Annotated in this window: 17 protein-coding genes; 8 read left to right on the forward strand and 9 right to left on the reverse strand. The window is 43.0% G+C overall.

All coding sequences use genetic code 11. From position 1 onward, the window contains the following. Nucleotides 1–59 precede the first annotated feature (59 nt). Entirely contained in the window at nt 60–1,052 is a 993-nt protein-coding gene (locus tag HY58_RS06930) for a LamG domain-containing protein (protein ID WP_082022081.1), read from the reverse strand. Between the two features lie 152 nt (nt 1,053–1,204). On the opposite strand from HY58_RS06930, the gene HY58_RS06935 reads away from it, so the two are divergent. Next, on the forward strand, nt 1,205–2,596 hold the full coding sequence (locus HY58_RS06935; protein ID WP_039129921.1) for a hypothetical protein: 1,392 nt from the start codon (nt 1,205–1,207) through the stop codon (nt 2,594–2,596). A gap of 21 nt (nt 2,597–2,617) precedes the next feature. Here the strand turns inward: HY58_RS06935 and HY58_RS06940 are convergent, their stop codons facing one another. Then, nucleotides 2,618–3,865, reverse strand: coding sequence for a hypothetical protein (locus tag HY58_RS06940; protein ID WP_039129925.1), 1,248 nt, complete (start codon nt 3,863–3,865; stop codon nt 2,618–2,620). 231 nt (nt 3,866–4,096) lie between these two features. Between HY58_RS06940 and HY58_RS06945 the strand changes: the two genes are divergently transcribed. The 5 genes from HY58_RS06945 to HY58_RS06965 are packed head-to-tail and all read left to right on the forward strand — an operon-like array spanning nt 4,097 to nt 6,962. Next, complete coding sequence (locus tag HY58_RS06945; RefSeq protein ID WP_039129927.1) at nt 4,097–4,540, forward strand: hypothetical protein; 444 nt, start codon at nt 4,097–4,099, stop codon at nt 4,538–4,540. 11 nt (nt 4,541–4,551) lie between these two features. Further along, entirely contained in the window at nt 4,552–5,193 is a 642-nt protein-coding gene (locus HY58_RS06950; RefSeq protein WP_039129929.1) for a hypothetical protein, read from the forward strand. Continuing rightward, entirely contained in the window at nt 5,169–5,948 is a 780-nt protein-coding gene (locus HY58_RS06955) for a sensor histidine kinase (RefSeq protein ID WP_039129932.1), read from the forward strand. Before HY58_RS06950 ends, HY58_RS06955 begins: the two co-directional genes overlap by 25 nt. After that, a complete protein-coding gene (locus tag HY58_RS06960) occupies nt 5,945–6,604 on the forward strand; it encodes a response regulator transcription factor (RefSeq protein WP_039129935.1) in 660 nt (219 codons plus the stop codon). The genes HY58_RS06955 and HY58_RS06960 overlap by 4 nt, the downstream gene beginning before the upstream one ends. A 10-nt stretch (nt 6,605–6,614) precedes the next feature. Then, nucleotides 6,615–6,962 carry a DUF3024 domain-containing protein gene (locus HY58_RS06965; protein WP_052323989.1) on the forward strand — a complete coding sequence of 116 codons (348 nt, stop codon included), beginning with the start codon at nt 6,615–6,617 and terminating at the stop codon, nt 6,960–6,962. Here the strand turns inward: HY58_RS06965 and HY58_RS06970 are convergent. From HY58_RS06970 to HY58_RS06995, 6 genes are all read right to left on the reverse strand, one after another. After that, nucleotides 6,952–7,302 (reverse strand): hypothetical protein, encoded by a 351-nt coding sequence (locus tag HY58_RS06970; protein ID WP_039129937.1) that lies wholly within the window; start codon nt 7,300–7,302, stop codon nt 6,952–6,954. The two genes, HY58_RS06965 and HY58_RS06970, sit on opposite strands and share 11 nt — an antisense overlap. 75 nt (nt 7,303–7,377) lie before the next feature. Then, nucleotides 7,378–7,902 carry a CHRD domain-containing protein gene (locus HY58_RS06975; protein WP_052323913.1) on the reverse strand — a complete coding sequence of 175 codons (525 nt, stop codon included), beginning with the start codon at nt 7,900–7,902 and terminating at the stop codon, nt 7,378–7,380. A gap of 179 nt (nt 7,903–8,081) precedes the next feature. Next, complete coding sequence (locus HY58_RS06980) at nt 8,082–9,092, reverse strand: type IV toxin-antitoxin system AbiEi family antitoxin (protein ID WP_039129939.1); 1,011 nt, start codon at nt 9,090–9,092, stop codon at nt 8,082–8,084. A gap of 103 nt (nt 9,093–9,195) precedes the next feature. Continuing rightward, complete coding sequence (locus HY58_RS06985) at nt 9,196–9,861, reverse strand: hypothetical protein (protein WP_156123603.1); 666 nt, start codon at nt 9,859–9,861, stop codon at nt 9,196–9,198. A 269-nt stretch (nt 9,862–10,130) separates the two neighbouring features. After that, nucleotides 10,131–10,754: a class I SAM-dependent methyltransferase gene (locus HY58_RS06990; protein WP_039129943.1), complete on the reverse strand. Its 624-nt coding sequence runs from the start codon at nt 10,752–10,754 to the stop codon at nt 10,131–10,133. Between the two features lie 79 nt (nt 10,755–10,833). Further along, a complete protein-coding gene (locus HY58_RS06995; RefSeq protein WP_039129945.1) occupies nt 10,834–11,409 on the reverse strand; it encodes an HD domain-containing protein in 576 nt (191 codons plus the stop codon). 30 nt (nt 11,410–11,439) lie between these two features. Here HY58_RS06995 and HY58_RS19430 point away from each other — a divergent pair, with 30 nt between their 5' ends. Next, nucleotides 11,440–11,607, forward strand: a complete 168-nt coding sequence (locus tag HY58_RS19430) for a hypothetical protein (protein ID WP_156123604.1) — start codon at nt 11,440–11,442, stop codon at nt 11,605–11,607. 51 nt (nt 11,608–11,658) lie between these two features. After that, nucleotides 11,659–12,453: a LuxR C-terminal-related transcriptional regulator gene (locus HY58_RS18780; protein WP_052323914.1), complete on the forward strand. Its 795-nt coding sequence runs from the start codon at nt 11,659–11,661 to the stop codon at nt 12,451–12,453. Here HY58_RS18780 and HY58_RS07005 read toward each other — a convergent pair. Then, the gene (locus HY58_RS07005; protein WP_039129948.1) at nt 12,431–13,282 is read right to left on the reverse strand and encodes an alpha/beta fold hydrolase; all 852 of its coding nucleotides are present in this window, start codon (nt 13,280–13,282) and stop codon (nt 12,431–12,433) included. The genes HY58_RS18780 and HY58_RS07005 overlap by 23 nt on opposite strands. Nucleotides 13,283–13,313 lie beyond the last annotated feature (31 nt).

A 13,313-nucleotide genomic window follows, 5' to 3' on the forward strand; every position in this document is an offset into this window, starting at 1 on the left:
GGTCTTTATTATTTTTTAAAGAATTAAATCCATACTTATCCTCAAAAGAGGAACAAATACTAATGACTATAAAGCCAGTTTACTTCCTGGGCATTGAGTGCACGGTTATAAATCCGCATCTCATCAATCTTTCCATTCCAGGAATCATAGGCAGAGGCGGCTTTTGATCCAATGGTAAGTCCATTGCCATAGTTCAGGGGTTCGGATCCGGGATCGGTTGTTGTAAACTTCAGCTTGCCATTCTTATACAGTTTAATAGTCTTGGCTGAATAGGAATAGACTACATGGTTCCATGTGTTGAGTTGAACGGTATCGTAAACATAATAACCGCCATACTGAAATGCATAACGTCCTTCCCTATAAGAACTGATCCTGAAATTTCCTTCCGGATTCTCCGTAGAAACAATGCGTCCGCTCGTATTACCTGCATCCTGGAACCAGAACGCGATGGTGAAACTGTCGGTACGCTGAAAGTTGAATGGAACAGGTGTAGTTATCCGGTGGCCATTCCCCCCATTTATTTGTATAGCTGCATTTGGCTGATTAAGCCGGTCGGCAGTGAAGCCAACAGAGTTGATGATGGTACCATCATATCGTTTCCCACTGCTATCCCACACATTTCCTGAAAAAGGATAATAGGCCAGTAGGCCGGAGTATATAGTGCAGGATTGGGTAGCCAGTTCATTAAGCTGGGCGAGTAATTCCTGGTATTGACGGGTAAGCTCTTCCAACTGCCTTTTCATATTGTTTATGTCGGCACCCTGTCTAACCAGTGAATCATTCAGCACCCCGATCTTGTTTAACATAGAATCCAGTTTTCGATTGATGGAATCAATGGCAATCTTTAAACTGGCCTGCTCCTGCTGGCTGGCCTCAAGTGCATTGACGATTGAATCTGATCTTGTCTGGAGACCCAGCACGAGGTTTCTCAGTTCTTCATTTTGTTGCTGCAGACTATCGAGCCTGCTATGATCGTCAAACTCTTTCTGACAGGCAGTTAATAATCCGAGGCAGAAAAACATGGACAAAAAAATCCGGATACCTAATTTCATTGGAGAATAATTTAATGTAGGTCAAAAGTATCCGGACAGGATTCAACGCCACTATTATCAGTGATGATATCAGTGAGGAGATAGGTGATGGAGGGCTCACCAATCGGCTCACCGATCCATTCACCGATTATTTAAGTAATATTATTGCCGAAATGCGCCTGTTATTATTTGGATTTTTACTGTTATTGACAAATCCGGGATTCTCCCGGGAAGATTATCCTGTTCCGGTGATCATTAAAAAACTGGCTGAGGTTAAAGGGCCGGTGAATACGCTGGGTTTTTCCAATGATCCATTTCTCCTTGATCTACCCTATCCTTTCGAAAAAGCAGGGGCTACTTTAGTAAAAACAAATACTGAACTGTTGGCGCTTGTGAATGGTACCGGTTGGGTATATGCGCTGGATACAGCTTCGGTGGAAAATCCCTGGAGGCGAATTGATTCCACCGTTTTTACAGGATATAATATGGGCTGCCTTACCTTTTATGCGGATGGCCAGGTCTGGAGTTACGGTGGATATGGCCTCTGGAATAATAATGGTCATTTGCGGTATTATGCGAAGGATAAATATGAATGGGAAATCAAGCCATTGAACAGGGAGATCCCCCATATTTTTGATAATTCAGATCTATTCTATCTGGATACTGCAAATGCAAGGCTGTACATGCTGGGTATCCGATTCATTAATGATGCCCTTAAGGATAATTCGATCCAGGAAAAAGAGATAGGAGGAAAAACCTGGTGCCTTGATATACGAAAAGGAAACTGGGAGGTTATGGGGGAAACAGCCGATACAACATTGCTGGTGTTGGGCCATAGTCCATGGGGAATGCTCACTTACCGTAATGGTGTTCCTTCCATTGCAGATTTTGTCAATAACCAGTATCTACATGCCAATGCGGAGGGTATTAAAAAATTCAGCAGTTTTTCGCGGAGTACCAAGACAAAGAGTATCGCCTACTTTGTTGATTCGACGCTTTACTTTGGCGACCATTCGAATTTTATGGACTCTATCGGGTTTTCGCGGGCTGATTTCGTGGATTCAGGGGTTCCTATCTATTCCGCTTTATCTGCAGGTGATAGTTCGCGGATTTGGTATTGGTCGCTTATACCGTTGATGGCAGGTGGCATTCTATTATATTATAGAAGACGGAAGAGGGCAGTTGCTAGTCCGGAGGCAATTACCGTTGTTTCAGGCCCAATGGTGGAGCCTTTTGAAAAAAGCGAACCAGATCCATTGGCAATTTTGGATGAGCGCGACAGATCACTTTTGCTGAGCCTATATACCGCCAGCAGAACAGGTGGCCTTCGTGATATTGATACGATAAATGCTATCCTGGGTGTGTCCAATAAATCACTGGAAATCCAGAAGCGTCAAAGAAGTGATGCGTTGAATGCGATCAATAAAAAGATGTCAAGGCTTCTTCAGACGGATAAGGCATTGGTGATCAGAACCAGGTCTGAAGAGGATAAACGGACCTATCATTATACGGTGAATCCTGAGTTGAAGGATGAGTTGGAGAGGATTATGGTGGGGATTGGGTGAGGGGGGAGCCCCCCTCGATAATCAACCCCCAACCAAAAAATTCTTTAAGCTACCTAATGAGAATGTTTTTGATAAATATACATTGTAGAAAAAACCGTCCTTATAACTTTGCCGCCAATCAATTCCCAAGTTAAGGTTGAGTTTTGTTAATCTCTCCACTACATCAATGTTAAACCAATGGCTAAGCCCCACTTCAGCGTTTAAAATATTTCCAAGGCTCGAACGCTCACCTACTGTGAATAAATAACCCATCATATATCGAATCCTTGTATTCGCAACATTATTATGATTATTCACTAAAAAACCAATACCTCCATAACCTTCGTGATAAACAGACTTAAGTTGCTTAATTTCAGTTTGCTTTCTGCTCGGGTAATTTTTAGCTCTTAATAAGGTATCTGAGCTCAGAAGTTGATAACTATATTTAATGTCAACTTCTCTACGGATGTATTCAAACCCACTAGTCAAATAAATATTTGTACCATTTGTGAAATTATTTTTCTTCCCTGCTAACCGTGTTAATCCTTGAAATCCAAATCCAAAAGCTTTATACGTTGACTCTGCTTTTCTTCCGTAAAAATTCCGGAAATATAAAACACTATCGCTTTGTTGACCAAATTTTAGCGGCATTTCATCTAGTACATTAATTGAATCTCCATACCGATTAACTGACGATGAGGAATTAAAATTAGTTTGTACAACATAGAAATGAACTCCCTGTTTTTCACTAATCAAATTGGGAAGAAAAACTTCAAACCGCCCATAGTTTAGCAACCTATTATTTTTATCAAAAAAATCAAATGAGTGACCAAGTACTATTCTAAAATTATTAATCCCCTCACCTACTTCTTCAAATTCATCTACTTTGTTAGGGATAATGTAAATTAATTTTTGAATTGTAACATCACCATGAACGATTTGTAAATCAATGGTATCGGGTTTGTTAATCTTTCCTCTTAAAATTGGAATAGAAAATTCGAACTCAGTAGCGCGTGGAGTCCATACTTGCACAAACGGTTCCAGTTTATAAGAATCTTTATCCGGATTATTCCTAATTGATACTGTAGCAGAATCTTCTTTTGTGGCCCCCTGGATCGAAACCTTAATAACTCTGAAAATATCTGTATCAGGTTTTCGTACAATTTCAATCTTTTCATCTGAAAAGCGAAGTTGCACCTGTGCAAAAGATGTTGTTGTGCTGATAAATAATAAAGTTATTAATTGAAGATGTCTTTGAAATCCAACAGATGGATGAATTTTAGATTTCATGATTTTACATTTAGAGGTTTAAGGTTTTTATTTCGCTGCTATTACAAAGATGGCAATCGTTAGATGTAGATGTATTGGTGTATGATTCAGAATTGTCCTCCGTTTTTTAACGGATAATCATACCCGCTCAAGGCCTGAAATTTTGATTATTTAATGGCTGCATTTAGAATGAATGATCCAAACTCTTGCATTTAGGATTTTCAGAGAGTATTTTTCTAAAAACCCCATATTATGCCTATTCAAATTATTCCTGATGGAACCGAAGGATTTGATGGAAATTTTATCTCTTTAGCTCAACTTAAAAAGTTGAGAAAAAATTTCTTAGAAAAGACATTCAAATTAGACCCTTTAACAGGTCAGCCCAGGGCTTTAGATCCTGCCAATGATTCACAGGCAGTCTATTTTAAAAAATCAGAAATTGAAAAACTCTTCAACGCAAATAGAGGTGATGCGGAAGACAGCGAGCTCGGAGTAAGGATCTACTTTGGTGTATATGACCCCAAAATAGATGGGGAGGAGTCTAAAGATAAATATCCTGGTCAGCAAACCGTTATATTAGTATGTACTCTTAATGAAACTGATCTGTTGGAGGGAAAGAAAAATTCAGTTATGGTTGGAGCAGCTTATAATGAAGGTCAAATTTGTCCCCCACCCGCATGTAAATCAATTATATAAGCTGACTACCTATGGACTTTATCCTCACCCTTGAATGGATAGCTTTCGGGTGCAGCTTATTTTTGCTGCACCCTTCTCATCCTAAATACCTAAGGCTTGTTACATTGTCATTGGCTATCATTGTTGTGGCTGAATCTCTGGGCTACTATTACAGGATACATCTTAACCAATCCAATCATTCCATTTACAATATCTCAGTGCCACTGGTCATCCTGCTATTACTTGAATTGATCCGGCAGGCATTACAATTAAAATCCCAGAAACTTCTAATACGAGTTTTTATGGGGGCTTACATAAGCTTCGCACTTGGAAATATATTGTTCATACAGGGAACGGAAAAATTCGCCAATTACAATTATATTTTTGGTGCCATTCTATTAGCAATCTCCTCAACTATATATCTCATCCAGTTTATTAAGGAGCCTCAGATTATTTCCATCTGGAAGCACCCAATGTTCTGGATTGTGTGGGCGATACTTTTACTGTATATACCCAAATCAATACTGTTCGTTTTCTTTGAATACTTTACTTATAATCCGGAATATAGGGGCTCATTCGGAGCCATTTTCAGACAAATTGGATTCTTACTAAACCTTGTGTATTTTTCAATGATCAGCTATGCAAGCTTATGCAGATTGATCTATCTATACTGAACAAAGCATTGTTTATCGTTTGTGGCATCTTTTTCTTATTGATTGCCATCATGGTAATCTTTGTCATTCTTCAAAGAAAACGCCATAACAATTATCTCCGCGAAAAAGAGAGACTTTCCCATGACTACCAGCAAGCTCTTCTTCAAACCAGGATCGAAATACAGGAGCATGCATTCAACCAGATCAGCCAGGAGATACATGATAATATCGGGCAACTGTTAGGTGTTGTAAGGATTCAGTTGAACAGTCTGCCTTTGAGCGAAGAGATCATCCAGCCCACAGATGAATTGCTGGAGAGGAGTATCAACGAGCTCCGCAATCTTAGTCATAACCTGAATACGGAACTAATCCAGCGGGAGGGCTTTATCAGTTCCGTGCATAAACTGCTTTATAACCTGCGGAAGACTGGACGCTACGAAGTAAGGTTCGAACAACCGGAGAAGGATATCTCCTTCACCGATTCGCAGTCCCTCATTCTTTTCCGCATCATCCAGGAAGCTATATCCAACATTATTAAACATGCGAAAGCAAGCGAAATTGTTGTTCGTATAAATGAATTGCCGGATTCTATTAATATCTCCATTGAAGATAACGGTAGGGGAATGGACGCAGCCGGTAACGGTGAAGAGCGTGGATCCGGATTAAAAAATATGGAGAACAGGGCCAGGATGATCGGTGCCAGCTTCAATATTCTGCCAAATGATTTGAAAGGAACAAGGGTTATTATTAATTTAGGAAGAGAGAATCTTCCATGACCCCTACCACCTACATCGCCCTAATCGATGATCATGTGTTGATGCGCAGTAGTTTGTCTACGCTTATCAATTCCTTCGATGGATACAAAGTGATCCTGGAGGCCGACCATGGTAAGGATTTCATAGAAAAACTAAAGCCACGCTCTGCTCCCGATATAATACTGCTGGATATTACCATGCCGGAAATGAATGGCTATGAAACTGCCGACTGGATCCGCATCAATCTCCCCGATTCAAAAGTGCTGGTTTTAAGCATGCTTGATTCTGACAGCGCAATTATCCGGATCATCAAAGCGGGAGCTAAAGGATATATTCTCAAGGACAGTAAACCTTCCGGGTTCAGGGATGCTTTAAATAGTGTTCGCGATCATGGCTTCTTTATGAATGAACTGGTGAGCAGCCGGATGTTGCATTACATGAACAATATTGATCAGCATGCCAAGGGTAAGGATAATACGATACATTTTACTGACCGGGAAATCCATTTCATGAAACTGGCCTGTTCGGATAAGTCGTACAAAGAAATAGCGGACGAGATGTATATCAGCAGCAGAACGGTTGAAAGTTATCGTGATTCTTTATTACAGAAACTGGGTGTAAGCAGCAGGGTGGGTATTGTACTGTATGCGATTAAGCATGGGATATTTAAGCCTTAATTTTGCATTTATGGCACTCAACCTGGAGAATACCGTTGATATTATTGAACTGATGGAAAATTATATAGAGAGTATCCGGCCGGCAGCTGATATTCGGGACAAGCTGGATATTAATTATTCTATTGACAAACAGAGTGTGATTATATACGAGATCCGGCCAGCATTTAGTAATCCGAGCCAAAAAATTGAATCGCCTTATGCAAAAGCTACCTACATCAAAAAAGAAGATTCCTGGAAAGTATATTGGATGCGAAGCAACCTGAAGTGGTATCCCTACGACCCAAAACCGAAAGTGAAGTCATTAAAGAAATTCCTGGAGTTGGTACAGAAAGATGAATATGGTTGTTTTAAGGGGTAGGGACCGGAAAAAGCTTTGTATTTGGTTTATACTTTACGTAAAGAGGTTTTCCGGGATTTTTACTTTCGATAATGGTTTCCTGACCATTCTTATTGATACGCACTAAATTTCCTCCTTTTGAATAAACGCGCACCAATTCTGCTACCCTGGCTTCTGTTACCGCGCCTATTCCAGCTTGTTCCGCAATTTTATGGATGTACATAAGCCCGTACTTATTATCCTCCAATATGGATAAATCACGGGTATTGATAGCAGCGCGCAAAGTCCATCTACGTTTTAAAAAGGATGCCCTCTTTTTTGGAGAAAAATGCTTTTTCACTTGATCCACTTTTTTAATCATACTTATTTAAAAAGAAAGGGTTTTTCAACCCTCTCTAAATAATTTGAAAAATATGCAGCACAAAATCGTTCTTATTTATTCAAACAAAATCTGCCCTCTTATTTCGCCGCCGGGATATGAAGGCGTGTGAATATTGATGTAGTACAATCCATTCAATAAATCGGCTTCCACGAAGCTGGCAAAATTGGTGGTTAACAAATCGGCACTAAAGGAGCTGGAAGTTGTGCCCGGAGGAACTCCCAACAAAGGTATTACTACTCCACCGTTTACTCCCGGTGCCGCTGGCCCATGGATGTGGCTGGCGGTTGCATCGCTGAGGAGCCCCTGCCATGTCATATCCAGTTCAAGGATCTTGGTCCTTGTATTATAGACCACGGTAAACTCCCCTGTAGCCGGTGAGGGATTTGATGGCACTTCCTGCAACCCACTCATGGGCAGGGTTGCGGTTCTGTATTTCGTTTTGAGCCTGTCGCCTTTTTTCGAGAGTTCCGGACTGGATAAGGTGATCAGTGAATCCTTATCGGTAGTTGTTTTGGTACAGGAAACTACTGATCCTGAAATTGCAATAACAGCAAGTAACGGTAATAATGAAGATTTCATATGAAGGCCTTTAAAGGTGAAAAATGCAATGGGAGTAGGGTACCGATTACCTGCTATATAAATATATTACAATTTTCTTATTCATTCAATCCCGCCAGCATCGCCTGCAATGGGCCTGAAACACTGGTTCCATTGCTTTCAGCAGCTCGGCGAAGGCGGGATTTATGATATTGATCTTATTAGTCAAGGTATTTTTTCTTTAACCTTTCGGCGGTTTCCCTGTTCCTGCTATCGAGGCTTGTGGCCAGCTCAGCATAAGCTAGTAAAGGTGGAACCAAGCCTTGTTTATAATCAAGTTCTTCATGCCAGAACTTATCCATGAGCAGGAGATTCCCTTTATTATCCGGTACCAGCTTTAGTTGGCGCATGATGGTTGTTGTGGGCTGGTTGGTGTAAATGGTGAAGATCTCCGGTTTCAGGAAGCCTGTTAGCCTGGCCCCGGCTGGTTCAGCTCCCCAATAAAAATCATGATCAGGTAGCGCCTCCCAGTTTTGTTGGTGGTCCGGATCAAGGAAACGGAATGTTCCCCTTTTTAATTTTGGCTTCAACACTGTATTGTAAAGCTCTACCCATTTGTTCTGAAGTTGCGGGATGTTTTCCAGGAAGAGGAAAGGCTTTTTGTCTTTTACTCCTTCCTTAAGAAAGCCCTCTTCTTTAAGTTCTTCCAGAAATGCCCCGATATTTCCCAGTGCTACACCTGTAATTTCGGCCATCCTACGATATGGCTGGTTCAGCAGGTCAGGCTTTACCAGGATTCCGAAAAGGAAACGAAGGCCAGCCTGTTTCCAGAGCTTTCCTTCTACCGGTGTGCGTTGAGCCGTAACCGGGCGATCATTGATATAAAACAATACATCATCATACCTGATAAAACAGTTACCGGCAGCTTCCAGGTAATTGATGCCCAGATTTTTTAATTCGCCTTTCAAGGGGGCTGGTATGTATTGACAAATCAGGAGCCACTCACGGTGCTGTTTGTTCACCATTTTTAGCAGGTCGGGAATCTGTTGCTCGCGGAGTTCGTTTTTGAGTTCTACCCGGAAGTCTTTCCGCCGGTTAGGAAATTTCAATTCCAGGAATGTAGTCTTGTCTTTGCCTTTGTTTTCCAGGGGTTTATGAAGGATCCTGGCCTGCACGCCGGTGAGTTCGGTGAACTCCCTGGTGGCTGTTTCCAATATTTCTTTCTCCTTCATGTTCAATTATATTAAATGTTCATGAATCATGAACAATCAAATTTAATGAACAAATGCTATATTTCAAAGCATTTTCCGGGAAGTTTTAGGCGGGGTTCTTCTTTCAGAGGCTGATATGTTCCTGCGCATCTTCATGCTCTTCAATTATCCCATCCATCGTTTCCTTGACTAGTTTTCCCATGAAGGACTGTTCATCGTCTTCGTCGGCCTGGTACATGCGGTCGATCTCTTCGGGGCTAAGGCCGTTGAGTTTCTTTTGAAGGATGGCGAGCACCTTGTAGCGGAGCCATTCGTTATCTATCAGCAGTTCGCCCATATTGCGGCCAAGTACACGGGCGGCTACTACGGAAAGGTCCATGTTGTCGGAGATCAGGTCATCCTGGTCGTCGAGGAGCTGGTCGCCGGCGGTGATCTGCATGTAGTTTAGTAGCAGGAAGACGAAATCGTCCCAGTCCTGCGCGCGGGCCTCGGGATTTTCGTTGTAGGATAAGAGTTTCATGATGCAGAGTCCGGGGAGGGTCACCACTTTAAATGGACCGTCAAGATCTTCCGCATATTCGGCTGCCTCCTGGCTGCCGCTGACGGTGATCATTTTATCAGGTTCCTGAATGAGCACCTTACCATTTTCTTCGATGCCGCCGAAAGGGATGATATGCAACATCCCGAAATGGTAGAAGCGATAGGGAACATCATTGTCGCGGGTGAAGCTTTCTGTGGTGAGCAGGTAATGCACCAGCTTGTTCCATGTTTCCTGATCGGGCACCCGCACGGAAAAATCGATATCGCTGGTGACGCGGTTATCGAGGATCTCGTGTTTGATCCAAACATCGCGGCTTTGTCCACCGATCAGGAAAAACTCGACCCCGAATAGTTTCTGAGCACGTTCAAGGGCGTCGAAGTTTTCGCGGTGTGCTTCGCGGATGGAGCTGTAATTTGTTACGTATATATTTTCCATATACTCTTTCGGATCTTACTGTAAAAATTGTACCCGGGGTTTCTGTTCACAAATATGCGACGTTCACGATTTTGTGAACAGGATTATTTTGTGAACAGAATCGCCAGTATCCTCGGAATAGAACTCCTATCCCCCTCATCAAAATATTCATTGAGGGCACTAACGCTCATGCCTGCACGCTGTGCTGCATGGATGAAGTCGGAGCTGTTATGGATATAACATTCCACTACCGATGTTCCTGATTCCGTTTCAAAACGGGCTTTTGTTCCGGTGTATTGTTTGAAGGGATGGAGCTCGCCCATATAGATCTGTCCGCCTTTGCGGAGGCAGCGGGCGGCCTCGCGGAATATAGGATCGAGGTCATTTATATGCTCCAGCACCAGACTGAAAGTGACGAGGTCAAAACTGCCATCGGCATAAGGCCATGGCTTGGTAATATCGGCCTGGAGGAATTGCACGGGTTTGCCTTCAAGTTTTTCCTTAGCTCTGCTGAGCATCTCTTCGGAGAGATCGACTGCAGTGAGAGATCTGCATTTCTCCACCAGCCAAACGCTGTTCTTTCCTGTGCCGCATCCGATCTCGAGGCAATCACCTTCAGCAACCGCATCCAGCACTTCACGTAACGCAATCGCTTCAAGATCGCGGGTCCTGTTCTTGTTGGTGTCGTACTGTTCCGCCCATTGGTTATATGCTTTCTCAATACTCATGTTGCTGCTCTTTAAATCTTACATCTTCCCTCTGCCTTCTTACCTCACATCTTACCTCTTACCTCTTACTTCTTACCTCCTAAAAGACTTTGTTGTGCAATTTACTCAGTTCCTTTCCCAGATGCGCCAGCACTTCATGGTCTTTTCCTCTCTTAATGAAAATGCGGGATAGCTCGCCAAAATACCAGTCCTGCTGTTTTTTGTTGGCACTGAATCGCTCCCATACTACTTTCCCGGTGCGCTTTTTGTCCATATAGATGGAGCGGAGGTTATCGAGTTTATCGGCGGCGGAAACGATCAGTTGTTCGATGGTCGCATCGTGTTCGAGGAAATGGATGGTTTCGGTTTTACGGTCCTGCCAGCTACTTTCTTTTTCGATGGCTTTCTTTTCCAGTTTGTCGAGTTCGGTGGCGCCGCGAACCAGCAGGGCTACATAAGGACCAAATTCTTCTTCCACCTGTTGGATGGTAACGGGTGTGTCTTCCACTACATCGTGGAGGAGGCCGGCGGCAAGGAGTTCGTCGTCACAGTCCTGTTCGGCGAGGGTTTTACAAACATTCATGAGGTGGCTCATGTAGGGGATACGGGTTCCTTTTCTTAGCTGGTGCTGGTGGTGATGGGCGGCGAATACAATTGCTTTTGATACAATACTCATATAAAGGGTTTATGTTTTAATTGGTGCTCTGTGGCCGGAATCTGGGATTGGGTGCAGTATGGACTGCAGGTGGAAACAGGGAAGCAGAGCGGGATGACGGCAGTGGTTTGGAACCAGGGCGTGCAAGTACGAATATACGAAGATGTGTGCAGTGTATTTGCGGGGGTGGGCGTTGGCGTTAATTCATTTTTAATGTGATCATATAAAAAGATTTTTTATTTTGATGGCACTCAATTAAACCTTAACCGAGTGGCCTCTAAAGCGGATAGTTTCGAAAGCTACCTGGCTTTCATGAAAGACAATACGAGTTTGCAGCTCGATGAGTCAACCAGCGGACTTGTAAGGAAGTTCCATGAGGAGCATAGTTTCCCATCGCGTTTTGCCCCTGTCGTTTATATGGTGGATTATACAAATGGGAGTTATCTCTATGTTGATGAGGCATGTATCAATTTGTTTGGATACTCAGCATCTAAGATTAAATCAGGAGGATTGGATTCTGTTATGCAAAGCTGGCATCCTGCCGATTATAAGACCATCAACGAAAAAGTATTCCCCCGCAACCGGGAGTTCTTAAAAACACTTGCGGCTGAAAAATATCCAGAGATCGTATTCTCCTATAATTACCGGATGCTGAATGCCGTGGGGGAATATGTTACGATAGTACAGCGGTCTTCTTACCTGCCGAGCGACAAGCCCGGTCATCCACTTGGGGCCATCGGTGTTGTATTTGATGTGACGCATTTTAAGAATGATATCAGCGTGGTTCAGACAATTGAAGAGGCCATGGTAGTGGATGGAAAGATCGTTTATAATCTTCTCTACAAGGCAGTTTATGCTGTTGATGATACGATTGAACTGCTGAGCGCCCGTGAGCAGGATATTCTAAAACTTATGGCAAGCGGGATGTCGAGTAAACTAATCGCCAACCAGTTAAATCTTAGCGTCTTTACCGTTTCTAATCACCGGAAAAATATGCTCGCCAAAACCCGTTGCAGTACAGCCAGTGAACTGATCAACTATGCTAACAGGCATGGTTATCTCTAAACTGATGATGCAGGTAGTCATGCAGAAGTTTAATGAGTGCTTCGGGTGATTCAGCGGGAATAAAATGACCACAGTCATCTATTAGCTGGATTTCGTTGCGCCATACATTTAATCCGATTTCATCGAGATAATGGATCATGGAGAAAGAGTCCTGTTTGCCGAATATAACCAGTATGGGAAGGCCTGACTGTTTAAGGAGTTGGATCTCGTCGGAGAAATCGCCCTGCATTACGGAGTGTATGAAACCGGGCCTGAAGCCTGCTGCGGTTTTTTGGTGTTGGTTAACGAGATCGTCGAGTGTATCACTGCCAGCATTATGCGAACAGGCAGTGAAAAAATTCCGCACTTCGGTTGTGGATGTTTCATCGCTGAAAAGGGGTATCACGTTAATGGCATTATTCATCACATCGTTCACGCCCCTTTCACTACCAAGAACACTTGGAGAAACCAGTACTATACCTGCTGCCTTTATATGTGCCAGCATTTCAGCAACAATGTTGGTGCCGAGGCTGAAGCCCACCATGCAGAGGGGTTTCTGGGGCCATTGATTTCTTATGAGCTGTGCCAGTTCATAGGCCATGGCGGTAAGGGAATAATGGGATTGGTCCCATGAAGGGGAATTGCCATGGCCGGGAAGATCTACGGCTACGAGATGATAATTGTCAAAAAGATCGCTTTCAAAAACCGGGTTGAAGATGTTTGCAGAAGAGGAATTTCCATGCACAAAAAAAACCAGGGTATTATTACCCGGGTTCTTTTCTCTATAGGAGAGAGCCTGCTTCCGCGGCAGATCCTGTGCAGAGGAATTTGCTTTTGTTTCCTGGGCCATTGCGGGGGTTTCCAAAAAGGTAGTGAGTTTT

The sequence above is a fragment of the Flavihumibacter sp. ZG627 genome, assembly GCF_000814325.1.
Lineage (GTDB): Bacteria > Bacteroidota > Bacteroidia > Chitinophagales > Chitinophagaceae > Flavihumibacter.

Coding starts and splice junctions, on each gene's coding strand:
- HY58_RS06930 (WP_082022081.1), bottom strand. CDS start 1,052: ATGAAATTAGGTATCCGGATTTTTTTGTCCATGTTTTTCTGCCTCGGA.
- HY58_RS06935 (WP_039129921.1), top strand. CDS start 1,205: ATGCGCCTGTTATTATTTGGATTTTTACTGTTATTGACAAATCCGGGA.
- HY58_RS06940 (WP_039129925.1), bottom strand. CDS start 3,865: ATGAAATCTAAAATTCATCCATCTGTTGGATTTCAAAGACATCTTCAA.
- HY58_RS06945 (WP_039129927.1), top strand. CDS start 4,097: ATGCCTATTCAAATTATTCCTGATGGAACCGAAGGATTTGATGGAAAT.
- HY58_RS06950 (WP_039129929.1), top strand. CDS start 4,552: ATGGACTTTATCCTCACCCTTGAATGGATAGCTTTCGGGTGCAGCTTA.
- HY58_RS06955 (WP_039129932.1), top strand. CDS start 5,169: ATGCAGATTGATCTATCTATACTGAACAAAGCATTGTTTATCGTTTGT.
- HY58_RS06960 (WP_039129935.1), top strand. CDS start 5,945: ATGACCCCTACCACCTACATCGCCCTAATCGATGATCATGTGTTGATG.
- HY58_RS06965 (WP_052323989.1), top strand. CDS start 6,615: ATGGCACTCAACCTGGAGAATACCGTTGATATTATTGAACTGATGGAA.
- HY58_RS06970 (WP_039129937.1), bottom strand. CDS start 7,302: ATGATTAAAAAAGTGGATCAAGTGAAAAAGCATTTTTCTCCAAAAAAG.
- HY58_RS06975 (WP_052323913.1), bottom strand. CDS start 7,902: ATGAAATCTTCATTATTACCGTTACTTGCTGTTATTGCAATTTCAGGA.
- HY58_RS06980 (WP_039129939.1), bottom strand. CDS start 9,092: ATGAAGGAGAAAGAAATATTGGAAACAGCCACCAGGGAGTTCACCGAA.
- HY58_RS06990 (WP_039129943.1), bottom strand. CDS start 10,754: ATGAGTATTGAGAAAGCATATAACCAATGGGCGGAACAGTACGACACC.
- HY58_RS06995 (WP_039129945.1), bottom strand. CDS start 11,409: ATGAGTATTGTATCAAAAGCAATTGTATTCGCCGCCCATCACCACCAG.
- HY58_RS07005 (WP_039129948.1), bottom strand. CDS start 13,282: ATGGCCCAGGAAACAAAAGCAAATTCCTCTGCACAGGATCTGCCGCGG.